A 13,933-nucleotide genomic window follows, 5' to 3' on the forward strand; every position below is an offset into this window, starting at 1 on the left:
CCAAATACATGTAGCTAAATGTTGTTATTTGTGTAGGAAAAGTATGTCAAATAATAAAATCGTGTGGTTTGTTTTTTTTAGAATAGGTAGTTCACCTACTCGTTTGAACTTCGACAGATTGTTATTTATCTAAAAAGAGAAAGCCCTGATAATTTAATTCTAGGTCAAATAGCGTTACAATATAGAAGTAGACCCCTTCTGGCAGCCCTTGTGATTTATTGATAACGAGATTATTTTGATTAGAGAAACCATTGAACTCATCGCTATAATTGTCCATTTCGAATACCTTCTGACCGAATCGATTGTAAATCTGAAGATTGTTGCTTTCCGCTTCGCCAAGATTATCGATAATAAGCACGTCATTGATTCCATCGCCGTTAGGTGATACAAAGTAGTTGCCTAAAGTAGGGTTGTTAACCGCAAATGTATCTAAAGGTAAGGGTACGGTACCAAAAGTAATTGCCGCATAGTCGCTAGGTACAAACTTTTCTGAAACCAAAAAACCTTGGTTCAAATCACCGCTAAAAGCGGTATTGCCGATTACGGTCCATAAATTACCGGTTTTTGACCAGCCCACTAGAATAATATCTTCAACGGTATTGCCCAAATTCACTAAATCACTTTCTGGATTCCAACTTAGTGTTACGGTTGAGGGAACATCACCTTGCAAAATCCAAAACTCTTTATCGGTTATAGCGCCTATGTTTCTTACCTTTTCTTCTATGTCAAAATTCTCTGAGATAGCGGAAGGATTACTTGGATCTTGCCTCAAATAAGCACAAATCGCCAATTCGTTGTTACTATCGGATTCCAACATTAATGGCCGTAATTGGGATTGATCCCCAACGGGGAACGAAAAAATAGTTTTATTGGTAATCGCCGCGAACCCGGTGACTTTTGAAGCATCGTTTTCACCTGTAAAAAAAGCATTATCCAAAAAATTTAGGTAAACCACTTGGTTGTTCAAAGAACTAAGTACGTTGCCTTCAACAAAATTGAAATTATTGGAAATATTAAGTGTGGTACCCAAAAAGAGGTTACTTGGTAAAAATATTTCGGCGTCAAATAGGGTAGGAGCGATGGAACCACTTACCTGTATGGGGTTATTGCCATAAAACCCAACCAGACCCGAGGTGGTCTCAAAGGTGCTTTCATTGATCAGGTTAGTATGAAAGCCTAGTTCTGCATTACCATGTAACTGCATATTACCGCTGTTATAGAAGGCAGTTTGTGCGGTTGTAAAAAAACCAACCAGTAAAAAGGATATGTGGAGTAGTTTTTTCATTACTTAAAAATCCAGAATTGTAAAGTGCCAATCAGCGACTACTAAAAGTCCAGTTGCATTACTTCTAATTTCCACCGTAAAATTTCCAGGGTTTTGAGAAGTTATATAAATTCTATTATCTCCAACGACAGATAATTGGATTATATAATTGTCATCTGGCCTAGCAGTTGACAAGGTTACTATATTTATTCCAGCTCCACCGCCTATAGTTGCCCCGTTAACACTAATTGAGTTAGCACCATTTGCTTTCCCCATAGCTACAACAGCAGGTTCTTTCCACTCCGTACCGGTTGCGGTTGCGGTTAAAACATCGCCAGTATTTCCTGTTGCTCCAGTTTCATCTAATAACTGCTCTGTAAGTTCCAAGCTTCCATTAACAACTAATTCCGAATCTGTTGTTCCCTCATCTCTTATTCTCAGCGCTTCAATACCTCCAACGGAAAATCCTAATTCATCCGCAGCACCTCCCCAAAACATACCGGTATTGGGATCGCTATTAAAGCGATATGAAGGAGCATTTGCACTTCCGTCTGAAGTAATAAAACCTCCCGATCTAGTGCTACCATTAACTTGAATTCTTATGTTACCTGAAGTGTCGGGTGTATTGGTCCCTATACCTAAAACATTATTTGTGTCATCCCAAAATAGTTGTGCGTTATCTTCTGTTGCTCCATTAGAACCATTAGCAAAGAAAACGGAACCTGCTGTAGCTGTAATGGTGGCTTCTGCTGAATTCTGCCAAGTGGCATTACCAGCGCCATCAGTGGTTAAGACCTGACCATTGGTTCCATCCGTTGCAGTAATGGTATTTGCGCCTACCGTTGCGGTTCCGGTCGTTGAAAGAGTACCTGTTATGGTCGCGTTCCCAGAAGCCAAAGTACCTGTACTAGATATGTTCTGTGTTCCAAAATCAGGATTGATTTTAGTACCTGTTATGGCTGCCGTATTGGCAACGTCCGCATCTACAATTTCACCATCGGCAATTTTAGCCGAAGTAACCGCATTGTCTGCTAAATCTAGCGGAGTTGCGGCAAGTCCATCCCCATTAAAAGCAGTTGTGCTAGCTATGGCGAGTGGAGCTGTATTCTGCCAAGTGGCGTTACCAGCGCCATCCGTAGTTAAGACCTGACCATTGGTTCCATCCGTTGCAGTAATGGTATTTGCGCCTACCGTTGCAGTTCCGGTCGTTGAAAGAGTACCTGTTATGGTCGTGTTCCCAGAAGTCAAAGTACCTGTACTTGATATGTTCTGTGCTCCAAAATCAGGATTGATTTTAGTACCTGTTATGGCTGCCGTATTGGCAATGTCCGCATCTACAATTTCTCCGTCGGTAATTTTAGCTGAAGTAACCGCATTGTCTGCTAAATCTAGTGGAGTTGCGGCAAGCCCATCCCCGTCAAGAGCCGTTGTGGTAGCTACTGCCAAAGGTGCTGGATTTTGCCAAGTGGCATTTCCAACTCCATCATTGGTAAGTATTTGTCCATTTGTTCCAGCTGCAGCTGTAATAGTGCTTGCTCCAACGGTCACTGTTCCTGTTGTTGCAATGTTTTGTGACCCAAAATCAGGATTGATTTTTGTTCCGGCAATGGCGGCTGCTCCCGATACATCAGCATCAATGATTTCACCATCGTTTATCTTAGCAGAAGTAACTGCATTGTCGGCGATTTCATTTGTTTCAATTGCATTGGGTTCAATCGTCAAAACCCCAGCGTTGTTTATAGTAGCGTCGCCGCTCATTGCAACACCAGTTGCAACACCAGTTGCGCTTCCTACAAAAATATTTGTATTTGCAAGTGCATTTGAGCTAGCAATAGAATTGTCGACATAGTTTTTTGTTGCTGCATCTTGGGCATCGGTAGGTTCAGCAACATTTTTTAATTGGAAACCACCTAAGGCCACATCCGCTGCTGCATCACCAAAACCACTTAACGGAATATTCACCTTGTCTAGTTTGGCGTTTGTAATGTTAGCATCGATAATTTCAGCTGTTCCCACGGCATCCGGTTCAATGGTTAGAACGCCAGCATTATCCATAGTAGCGTCACCACTTATTGCGATTTCTTGCGCTTGATTTCCGGCATCACCAATATATATGGTACCATCCGCTAGATTGCTTAATCCGCCAACGGCGTTATCAACATAATTTTTATTGGCAACGTCGGTAATGTCAACAGGATCAACCACATTGAGCAATCTATTGTTCCCAAAATCAATATTTGCCGCTGCAGGGGCAAAACCGCTAATAGGAATTGTTGGCTTGTCCAGTTTTCCATTCGTGATACTTGCATCTAAAATCTTATCGGTGGTCACGGCATCATTAATAATTTCAGCCGTACCAATGGCATTGTCGGCCATTTTTATCTGGGTTATCGCATTATCGGCAACATCAAGACCCACACTATTAAAAAGGGCGTTGGCAGGGTCTCCTGAAATGGTCAAGGTGTTTGCAGGTGATGAAAGCACGCCTTCGCCTGAAAATTCGGTGACATCAACATCTAGCGAACCGTCAGGTGCCTGTGTAAGGCCAATTCCGGCAACGTTTGCCGCTATTTTGGAACGATCTACGGAATCATCTTGAAGTTTAGAACTCACAATAGACCCATCTTGTATATCTAAAAATCCATTAATACTCGAATCGACGATATTGAAACCCGTAATTTCACCCACTTCAATGTTTACATTATCACCAGTTTCTGTAATTACAATGGTATTGTCGTTATCTACCGGATTGAAAACGGGGTCGGCGCTAAACGTAACTACTCCTAAATCCGATAATGGTACTGAAACCGTATCACCCTGACTGTCGGTTAATACTAGTTCTTCGCCTACTACTTCAAAATTCGTATTAAAAATTCCTTCTTCACAAAGGTTTAGCCAAGCAGCGCCATCAAAGTAGAAAACACATGCTTCATCGGTATTATAGACCAAAGCGCCCTGTAAAGGTGTGATGGAGTTCATTTGGGCAGCACTCACTCTGGTAATGACCAGAACACGACTATTGCTTTCTAGTTCCAAAACCGAGGAAGCATCAATATTCTGAGGGTTGTTACCGATTTTAATTTGCGACTGAAGAAAACTCATCGCAAAAATACCTAGCATAACGCTTAAGAAATACTTTTTCATAAATAGGTTTAATGAGGGGTGACTCAACCGTAAAAATAATGCAATCCTAATATTCACCTAATTTTATACGTTCAAATACCATTGTGATAGCTGAACGGAAAGAATATTTGCTCACTGATTAAAAGATTAACAAAAGTTTAGAGTGCCTTTCCTTTTTTAAATGAACTTTAGCCACTTTCTTTATAGCTTACTGACTAACAGCTATGTTTATGAAAAACCTGTTTTTATCCATATTTCTTTTACTCTTTACTTTGGCGATAACCGCACAAGAAGACAATAGGCAAATCTTGCGAGGCCAAGTAATCTATAGGGGTAGTAATGTAGCCAATGAGAATGTTATTAATTCAAATACAGAAATGGCAACCATCACTAATGATGATGGCCGATTTGCAATTCGGGTAAAGGCGGGGGACCAACTGGTTTTTACGGCGGTCAACTACCAACTTATGGTCGTTAAAATTACACAGGAGATTTTAGATAATAATCGATTGGTGGTCGAAGTAAATGAAAAAATAACCCAGCTGGACGAGGTAGTGGTTAGTCCTGAAAATCAAGAGAAGTTTCTAGAGGTAAATAATGAGAAATTTAAAGATTTTGAATATGAGATTGACCGAAGCACCGAAGTTCAAAATGTAGCGCAATCACAGATAGAAAGGGGTATGACGGATGGTGTCAATTTTGTAAATATTTTTAAGGCAATCTTCAATTCTAAAAATAAAAATAAAGAAGAAAGCAAACCGCTAAAGGTTAGTGAAGTAATGCGCCAAGTGTATGATGATGAATTTTTTGTTTCAGATTTAAAGTTGCCACAAGATAAAATAGATGCTTTTTTGTTGTATTGTGACGATAAAATGGGTTCTCAATCGCTTTTAAAAAAAGAAAATGAGTTTCAATTGATCGACTTTTTGGTGACCCATAGCAAAACTTTCAGAGCTAGTCTAGAAGAAGAGTAGTCTTATAACCGTTCAATTTTGGGTTTAAATATTTCACATATCCGACAAAAGTTACTTTTTGTCTCGGTGCTTATCTTACCTTTTGTCCTTTTAGGACAGACAAAAAAACAGCTATCGGGTAAGGTAATTGCAAAAGACAAAGACGTAACGGGAGTCGTGGTACAAAATAGTACTTCTGGTAAAGCCACAATTACCGATGTTGATGGTAGTTTTATAATACAAGTTGCGTTGAACGACACCTTGGTCTTTTCTGCAGTTCAGTTTAAGCGAAAAGTACTGCCAATTACCGAACCATTTTACAATTCAAGTTTTTTAACGGTGCCTTTAGAAGAGTTCGTAAATGAACTACGAGAAGTTGTTGTACAGCCTTATAATCTATCCGGTAATTTAGACGCTGATTTAGGCGGTTTAAACTTAGAGAAAGATGTGAGTGCCGAGGCATTGGAGTTGCCCAATGCAAATGTGAAAATTATAACGCAAAGCGAACGTAAATTACAGCAAGCTACTATGGGTAAGTTTAACGTTGGTATGCTGTTGAGCCCACCTTTGGACCCTCTTATCAATGCAATAACAGGTCGAACAAAAATGCTTAAGAACAGGGTAAAAGTCGATAAGGCTTATGCCAGAACACAGCGGGTGCAAAATTTTTATGTGGATTCTATTTTTATGCAGGATTTAAAGATTCCGTATGAAAAGATACCCGACTTTATGTATTTCTGTGAAGTGGACAGTGCCTTTCAAGCTACCGTTGACACACATGACAAACTTAAAATTTGGGAATTTTTAGTTCAAAAAAGTGCTAGTTACAGGGCGAACAATAAATTGGACTAATGAATGCGCCTAACTTTAAACTGATACTATTTATAACGCTGTCTCTCAGCTGTTCTTTGTCAATCGGGCAGTCATCAAAAATCATTAAAGGAAAAGTTACCGCTAAGGATAAAGACGTGGCAGCGGTAGTTGTACGAAACATGTCTACTAAAAGGGCTACAATAACCAGTGAGGATGGTAGTTTTTCGATACAAGCTTCTTTGAACGATACCTTGGTTTTTTCTGCCGTTCAGTTCAAACGGAAAGAAATACCCATCACTACATCTTTTTACAATTCAAGTTTTTTAAACGTTCCGCTTGAAGAATTTGTAAATCTGTTACGCGAAGTTGTGGTGCAGCCTTATAACTTATCCGGAAATCTAGACTCTGACCTATCTCATATTAAATTAGAAAAAGATGTAAGTGCCGAAGCCCTTGGCCTGCCTAATGCAGACGTTCGGGTAGTAACCCAGAGTGAAAATAAACTTTATGATGCCGATCACGGTAAGTTTGCCTATTATTATGTAATTGCACTAACTATAAATTTAAACAAAGTGCTCAATCGCCTTAGTGGTAGAACCAAATTGTTGAAGGAACGTGTAGCTCTAGATAAAAAATATAAGACAACACAAAAGGTTGAGGCTGCTTTCGTTGATTCACTCCTTGTACATCATTTGAAAATACCAGAAGAAAATTTTTATGAGTTTATTCGTTTTTGCGAATCTGATAAAAATTTCTTTGTATTGGCCGAAGGTAAAGATGAACTGAGATTATGGGATTTTTTGATACAAAAAAGTCTAACCTATCGTGAAAATAACAAGTTGGACTGAATCTACTTGGCATGGCCTTTGTGTATCTTTAACATGTATTTTTAAACTATGAAAAAGACAATTCTTTCGCTATTAAGTGTATTTATTCTATTTACTTCTTTTACCATTGCACACAAGTTTTATGTGAGTGTGACCAATATTAACTACTCAGAAAAGACCGATGCCCTGCAGATTACATCTCGCATTTTTATTGATGATCTGGAGGCCCTGCTGCAAGAGCGTTATGAAATTACTGCAGGTCTTGGTACAAAAGAAGAGTCTGTACTTGCTGATGCCTATATTGAGAAGTATTTAAAGGCAAAGTTCGTATTGGAGTTAAATGAAGAGGGGGTGAGCTATAATTATATTGGCAAGAAGTATGATAATGATGTTGTTATCTTTTATTTAGAGCTGCCAAATGTCGGTTTTGAAGGTTTAAAATCTATTGGAATACAGAATGATGTCTTATCCGATCTTTATGAGGAACAAAAAAATTTGGTACACATTAAATGGAAAGGAAAAAAGAAAAGCTTTGTGCTCATCAGAGAGAATAATAAAGGAATGTTAAACTTATAATGATCTCTTAAAGTTTACTTAAAAAAGGAGTATTTTACCGCGTCAAAAAATCAAAAAAAAAGATGAATAAACTAAAGTATTGTTTTGCTTCCATGCTGTTCCTTTTCGGGGCGGTTGTATTTGCGCAAGAAGTAGAAGAAAAGAAAGAGCGCGAACCTGGTCATACCAACCAGAGCAGGTTTAAACAATTGTATGAAGAATTTTCGACACCGAACACCTATCGTTCCGCCTCGGGTGCACCCGGGCCAGATTATTATCAGCAGCAGGCCGATTATAAAATGGATATTGAACTAGACGATAAAAATGCTAAGATTTACGGTAACGAAACCATAACGTACACAAACAATTCTCCAGATGATTTAGAGTTTTTATGGGTACAGTTAGATCAGAATGTTAGAGAAAAAGATACGAAGTCGGCACTACGTAATGGTAATGGGGTAAATTTTGCTTATCAAGCGAGTAATTTTGCACAAACATACATTACGGAATCTTTTGATGGCGGTTTTAATATTGAATCTGTTAAAGACGCTAGCGGTAAGCCATTATCATACACCGTTAACCAGACGATGATGCGTATTAACATTCCGCAAGCCCTTAAGAGTGGAGACCAGATGTCTTTTTCCATAAAGTGGTGGTACAACATTCCGGATCACACGGTAAATCGTGCAAGATCAGGATATGAGTATTTTCCAAAAGATGGAAATAGAGCTTATGTAATAGCCCAGTTCTTTCCCAGAATGGCGGTCTATAACGATGTTGAAGGTTGGCAAAACCATCAATTTTGGGGCAGCGGCGAGTTCGCTTTACCTTTTGGAGCTTACGAAGTGAATATTACGGCACCAGCTGATCATGTTGTAGATGCAACAGGAGTGCTTCAAAATAGAAAAGAAGTCTTTACCAAAGAAATGATGAAGCGTTACGAGCAGGCAAAAAAGTCTTATGATAAGCCCGTTCTAATTGTTACTCAAACTGAGGCTGAAGCTAAAGAAGGTAGTTTTTCGGAAAAGAAAAAGACTTGGAAATTTAAGACCGAACCAGGTAATTTAGTTCGTGATTTCGGCTTTGCCTCTTCACGCAAGTTTATTTGGGATATGCAAGCGGTTAAACTGGCCAATAGAGATGTTATGGCCGTTTCTTTGTATCCAAAAGAAGGAAATCCTCTTTGGGAAGAGCAGTCTACCAAGGCAGTTGCCCAGACTTTGGTGACCTATTCAAAGCACACATTTGATTATCCATACCATAAGGCGATATCGGTTCATGCAAAAAATCAAGGTATGGAGTACCCAATGATTTGTTGGAATTATGGGCGACCAAACGAAGATGGTACGTATTCTGATAGAACTAAATATGGTATGATCAGTGTAATCATCCATGAAGTTGGGCATAACTTTTTTCCAATGATCGTCAACTCCGATGAGCGTCAATGGGGTTGGATGGATGAAGGATTGGATACTTTTATGCAATATTTAGCGGAGCAAGATTTTGGTAAAAATTATCCAGATGTTATAGCACCTAATGCCAAATACCCATCTAGAAGGGGAGAGGCGTCAAAAATTGTTCCTTATATGAGTGGGGATCAAAGTAGAATTTCTCCAATAATGTCAAATCCAGAGAATGTTTACCAATTAGGCCCGAATGCCTACGGAAAACCTGCCACGGCATTGAACATCTTAAGAGAAACCGTAATGGGTGAAGAATTGTTCGATCATGCCTTTAAAACCTATGCGCAGCGTTGGAAGTTTAAGCACCCGACACCAGAAGATTTTTTCCGAACTATGGAAGATGCTTCTGCAGTTGATTTAGATTGGTATTGGAGAGGTTGGTTCTATACAACCGACTATGTTGATATAGGTGTTAAGGGAGTAAAAAAATATTATGTTAGTGGTGATAAGACCAAGCAGATGAAAGAATATATGGCTGCCCGTAATTTAACCGATGCAGATTTACCACCGTTGGTTTATTTGGTTGAAGAAGGTAGCGAAGATTACAATGAAGGTCTTAAAGGAAAAGCACCATCTGAAGTTGCTCCAACATTAAAAGAGTTTATGATGGACAACATGACCGCAGAAGAAAGAGCTCAAGTTAAAGAGCCTAAATTCTTCTATGAAGTTACTTTTAATAAACCAGGAGGCATACCAATGCCATTGATTGTAGAATACAAATATGCTGATGGTACTACCGAAAGTGTTACTTATCCTCCTGAAATTTGGAGAAAAAATGATGCTGAGGTTAAAAGAGTGCTTTCTTCAGAAAAAGAATTGGTAGGTATTGTGATTGATCCGAAGCTGGAAACTGCCGATATCGACACGACAAACAATTCTTGGCCTATAAAAGACGAGAAATCTGATTTTGACCAGTTTAAAGAAAAGGTAAAAGGAAAATAAATTTCTTCGAGCCTAGAACAAAAAGCCCTGCAAATCGCAGGGCTTTTTTTAGTTTACAAACAACTTCTCTTTATATTTGCACTATGCATTTTTTGTTTATTAGCGGAGGTGAAATTTTCTTTATCATGTTTATCGTGGTAATGGTTTTTGGCGCCGATAAAATTCCCGGTATAGCCAAAGGCTTAGGAAAAGGCATGCGACAACTTCGAGATGCTACCGATGACATAAAACGTGAGATTCAAAAAAGTGCTGACAAACAAGGCATTGACACCGATTTCACGAAAGACATTAAGAAAAGCATAGACGATGTTAAGAAAAATGTCGAAGAAGTTACCGGAGCGGTCAAAAGAGGTGTCAAGTAGATGTTTGAAAAACTGCTTAAATGGGATCGGGAGACCTTTTTATACCTGAATAGTTTAGGCATAGAGAAATATGACGCCTTTTGGTCTTTAGTAACCGATATCACCACTTGGATTCCGCTCTATCTTCTATTCATTTTTCTTTTTTTTTATAAAACCTCAAGTGCAGAGGGTCTAAGAAAGAGCAGTGTATTTTTGGCACTGATCATATTCATTCTTTTGATAACAAATTTGACAAAAAATTTTGTTGCCAGGTTAAGACCGAATAATGATGAAGAAATAAATGCTTTGATTCGGATTTTAAAAAGTCCTACGGATTATAGTTTTTTCTCTGGCCATGCGGCGAGTTCTTTTGCAATAACTGTTTTGGTATTTCTTTTGCTAAGAAAAAAGTATAAATGGGCCATCTTGTTCTTTATATGGCCTCTATTATTCGCAACTAGTAGAATTTATGTCGGAGTGCACTTTCCTCTAGACATACTCGTTGGGATTTTTGTAGGCGTTGCCTCTGGATTGTTATTCTATGCTTTGTATAAACGTTTTCTAGAAAGGAAGAAAATACCTGTTTCTTAGTTATAAAACCCTGCTCAAGGTGAGCCCGTCGCGCACAGGCAGCAGTACCGTTTCTACCCGAGCATCTTCCTTAAGTTTTTTATTGTATTTGAGCAGTGCTTCGGTAGCTTTATCTGATTTCTCGAGCGGCTCTATGACCTTGCCTGACCAAAGCACATTATCTGATAGAATAAGACTCCCAGGGCGGCATTTTTTTAAGACAGCTTCAAAATAAGCATCATATTGTTTTTTTTCTGCGTCAATAAATACTAAATCAAAGGTTTCATTTAGCTTAGGAACAATATCTAAAGCATTACCTAAATGTTGAATAATCTGCTTACCGGACCTACTTTTATCAAAGTACTTTCTTTGTAGGTCACTTAATTCCTCATTCACATCAATAGTGTGCAGTTCGCCATTTTTTTGTAAACCTTCCGCAAGACAAATAGCGGAATACCCTGTGTAGGTTCCAATCTCCAGTATTGTTTTGGGAGCTATGATTTTTGATAACATACTTAGTACCCTTCCTTGAAAATGCCCCGTAATCATTCTAGGTTGAATGACTTTTAGATGGGTCTCCCTAGTTAGTTCTTTTAGCAGTTCAGGTTCTTTTTCAGTATTTTGAGCAATATAGTTTTCTAATGTATCTGATAAAAAATGCATTTTTTGCTTTTGGTAAAATTAACCAAATAAGGATTATTTTAGGAACATGAAAGATTTACTTATAAGAGACGCAAGACCGGTCGATTTACCCGTACTTTTAAAGTTCGAACAAGAACTGATAAAAGCTGAAAGACCTTTTGATGTAACTATAAAAGACACTCCCATCAGTTATTATGATATTGAATCTTATATAAAGAATCAAGATATTAAGGTTGTGGTGGCTGAATATAAAAATCAGGTAATAAGTTCTGGGTATGCCTTAAAAAAGCGAGCAAGTGATTTTCTAAGACATGACTTTTATGGACATTTAGGGTTTATGTATACTGTTGAAGAATTTAGGGGAAAAGGGATAAATAAGAAAATAGTGGAAGTACTAAAAGACTGGTGCTTTGCAAATAACTTAAATGAAATTAGACTCAAAGTTTATTATGAAAATGAGTCGGCGATCAAGGCTTATCAAAAAGCAAAGTTCGTTTGCCATATGATAGAAATGCGTCTTGATAATTAAATGGTGGATACAGCTTTTAAAACCAATAATCAAAAAAATTGAAATCACTCTTTTTAATACTCTCCAATCCGCGATATTTTGCTCCCGCTTTTGTATTTACTAGTCTAAATATTTGGTTCGGTACCTGGGCAATTTATATACCCACGGTCAAGGAAAAGTTGGCCATTGACAAAGCGGACTTGGGTATTGCCATTTTCTTTTTATCACTTGGTGTTTTTACTGTTTCTCCTATTGCATCAAAAATTATAAATCGTTTAGGGGTAGGTAAAGCGACATGGTTTGGAGTGGTTTTGAATAGTGCAATGGCCCTTTTTCCTTTGCTGGCTCCTAGCTATTATTCACTTTGTGTTGCTTTGTTTTTTTTGGGAGCTTCAAATGGTCTTTTAGATATTGCTATGAATACTTTGGTTACCGAAATTGAGAAAGAAGATAAGAAGAACTTTATGTCTGCGGCACATGGTTTTTTCAGTCTTGGAGGTATTTTGGTTGGTCTGGGCAGTTTTTTAATTCCTTTAATAGGTAATCCTTTTTTGCATATGTTAATTACCACCATTATAGTTTTTAGCATTAATTTTTCTTTAAAGAAGCATTACTATCAGTTAAAAGCGGCACCAATAGAAAAAGAACCGTTCAGTTTTAAATTGTTTAAACCACTTTTAATATTAGGTATCATTGGTTTTGTTAGTATGGGCAGTGAAGGGGCTATCATAGATTGGAGCGGTTTATATTTAAAAGAGATTACTCTTGCACCTGAATTTTTGATAGGGGCTGGTTTTTTGGCATTTTCTATCACAATGACCTTGGGTAGATTTTTTGGTGATTGGATCAGTGGAAAAATAGGTTCGGTTAAAATTGTTGGAGCTGGGGCTGTAATAGCAGCAATTGGCTACGCTTTCGTACTATCAGGAAATACTGTTTTGGCTATCATTGGGTTCGCCTTAAATGGCCTGGGCTTTTCGGTAATGGTGCCCGAGCTGTTTAGAATTGGTGGAAACGTAAAAGGCGTAGAATCATCGCAGGGCGTTGCATTTATAGCAGGTACAGGATATCTTGGTTTTCTGTTAGGCCCGGTAATTCTAGGCTTTACTGCAGAAAAGTTCTCGTTGGTCACGAGTTTTTATGGGTTGTTAGGTTGTGCAGCCTTAGTGCTGGCTACTACATTTATCTTGAATGCGAAAAAGAAGTAATCTATTTCATGACAGTTTGAATTCTATCAAAAAATAGATTAAAATTTTCTTCTGGTTTTTTATGGTCCATAGCAAAATGGAATCCATTATGATCGATATAATTTTCCCAAGTTGTGGTCATAGATGGTTCTTCTTGATTAGCTTTTCTAAATACCCATTCCTTAATTAAATAATCATCTTCAAAATAGAAATCATAGGCATCACCAGGGGTATATCCACCTTCAGTATTGTACACTATAGTTAACTTGTTCATAGGTTTTTTGGCGATTGGCGCCATTTCACCCTCAGAATGTGTGTATTCAAAATTAGGTGCATCCCAGATCAGATTAAAAGGGGCCAATAACCAATACCTGTCATTAATAAAGCCGCCATTGGTTTTATAGGCAATGCTGTCCATTTTTTTTCTATTGTAGAATAATGAATCACCATTAGAAATATGTATAACATCGTTGGTTTTTGGCTTCCATACCCAACTCCGTTCAAAATGAGCGGAGTCTCTATCTACATTGAACGTGAACGCAATCTGTTTTACTTTTTTCCAATTTTCATACCCATGGGCATTGGCAACTTTTTCTAAAATCGAAATAGCTTCAGTCTCTTTTATAGCTTCTTCTTTTTTATCGGTTTTACAGCTAATAGTGAGCAGAAATAAAAAGCAGATTATTGTAGTATTAATGTATTTCATGAGGTAGTTTTATCAAATATAAGCGGTTTTTAACCTATA

At 38.0% G+C, this 13,933-nt stretch carries 13 protein-coding genes; 9 read left to right on the plus strand and 4 right to left on the minus strand.

Going from position 1 to position 13,933, the window contains the following annotated elements; genetic code table 11:
• Positions 1-121: 121 nt before the first annotated feature.
• Both ACZ1GR_RS14540 and ACZ1GR_RS14545 read right to left on the minus strand, forming a co-directional pair.
• Positions 122-1,285 (minus strand): gliding motility-associated C-terminal domain-containing protein, encoded by a 1,164-nt coding sequence (locus tag ACZ1GR_RS14540; protein ID WP_472609627.1) that lies wholly within the window; start codon positions 1,283-1,285, stop codon positions 122-124.
• 3 nt (positions 1,286-1,288) lie between these two features.
• Positions 1,289-4,408, minus strand: a complete 3,120-nt coding sequence (locus ACZ1GR_RS14545) for a beta strand repeat-containing protein (RefSeq protein WP_472609628.1) — start codon at positions 4,406-4,408, stop codon at positions 1,289-1,291.
• Positions 4,409-4,617: 209 nt separating this feature from the next.
• On the opposite strand from ACZ1GR_RS14545, the gene ACZ1GR_RS14550 reads away from it, so the two are divergent.
• The 7 genes from ACZ1GR_RS14550 (at position 4,618) to ACZ1GR_RS14580 (ending at position 10,872) form a co-directional block, all read left to right on the plus strand.
• Positions 4,618-5,361, plus strand: a complete 744-nt coding sequence (locus tag ACZ1GR_RS14550; RefSeq protein ID WP_472609629.1) for a carboxypeptidase-like regulatory domain-containing protein — start codon at positions 4,618-4,620, stop codon at positions 5,359-5,361.
• A gap of 18 nt (positions 5,362-5,379) precedes the next feature.
• Complete coding sequence (locus ACZ1GR_RS14555) at positions 5,380-6,192, plus strand: carboxypeptidase-like regulatory domain-containing protein (RefSeq protein ID WP_472609630.1); 813 nt, start codon at positions 5,380-5,382, stop codon at positions 6,190-6,192.
• Complete coding sequence (locus ACZ1GR_RS14560) at positions 6,192-7,001, plus strand: carboxypeptidase-like regulatory domain-containing protein (RefSeq protein WP_472609631.1); 810 nt, start codon at positions 6,192-6,194, stop codon at positions 6,999-7,001. Before ACZ1GR_RS14555 ends, ACZ1GR_RS14560 begins: the two co-directional genes overlap by 1 nt.
• A gap of 48 nt (positions 7,002-7,049) precedes the next feature.
• Positions 7,050-7,556, plus strand: a complete 507-nt coding sequence (locus ACZ1GR_RS14565; protein ID WP_472609632.1) for a DUF6702 family protein — start codon at positions 7,050-7,052, stop codon at positions 7,554-7,556.
• Between the two features lie 62 nt (positions 7,557-7,618).
• Complete coding sequence (locus ACZ1GR_RS14570; protein ID WP_472609633.1) at positions 7,619-9,940, plus strand: M1 family metallopeptidase; 2,322 nt, start codon at positions 7,619-7,621, stop codon at positions 9,938-9,940.
• An 83-nt stretch (positions 9,941-10,023) separates the two neighbouring features.
• Positions 10,024-10,302, plus strand: coding sequence for a Sec-independent protein translocase subunit TatA/TatB (locus tag ACZ1GR_RS14575; RefSeq protein ID WP_377767118.1), 279 nt, complete (start codon positions 10,024-10,026; stop codon positions 10,300-10,302).
• Positions 10,303-10,872 carry a phosphatase PAP2 family protein gene (locus tag ACZ1GR_RS14580; protein ID WP_472609634.1) on the plus strand — a complete coding sequence of 190 codons (570 nt, stop codon included), beginning with the start codon at positions 10,303-10,305 and terminating at the stop codon, positions 10,870-10,872.
• Here ACZ1GR_RS14580 and ACZ1GR_RS14585 read toward each other — a convergent pair whose 3' ends face one another.
• Positions 10,873-11,514 (minus strand): O-methyltransferase, encoded by a 642-nt coding sequence (locus ACZ1GR_RS14585; protein WP_472609635.1) that lies wholly within the window; start codon positions 11,512-11,514, stop codon positions 10,873-10,875.
• Between the two features lie 46 nt (positions 11,515-11,560).
• Between ACZ1GR_RS14585 and ACZ1GR_RS14590 the strand changes: the two genes are divergently transcribed.
• Positions 11,561-12,022: a GNAT family N-acetyltransferase gene (locus ACZ1GR_RS14590; RefSeq protein WP_472609636.1), complete on the plus strand. Its 462-nt coding sequence runs from the start codon at positions 11,561-11,563 to the stop codon at positions 12,020-12,022.
• A 38-nt stretch (positions 12,023-12,060) separates the two neighbouring features.
• Positions 12,061-13,209, plus strand: coding sequence for an MFS transporter (locus ACZ1GR_RS14595; protein ID WP_472609637.1), 1,149 nt, complete (start codon positions 12,061-12,063; stop codon positions 13,207-13,209).
• Position 13,210: 1 nt separating this feature from the next.
• Here ACZ1GR_RS14595 and ACZ1GR_RS14600 read toward each other — a convergent pair whose 3' ends face one another.
• Entirely contained in the window at positions 13,211-13,894 is a 684-nt protein-coding gene (locus tag ACZ1GR_RS14600; protein ID WP_472609638.1) for a hypothetical protein, read from the minus strand.
• Between the last annotated feature and the right edge of the window lie 39 nt (positions 13,895-13,933).

This window comes from Croceitalea sp. W27, from assembly GCF_055693185.1.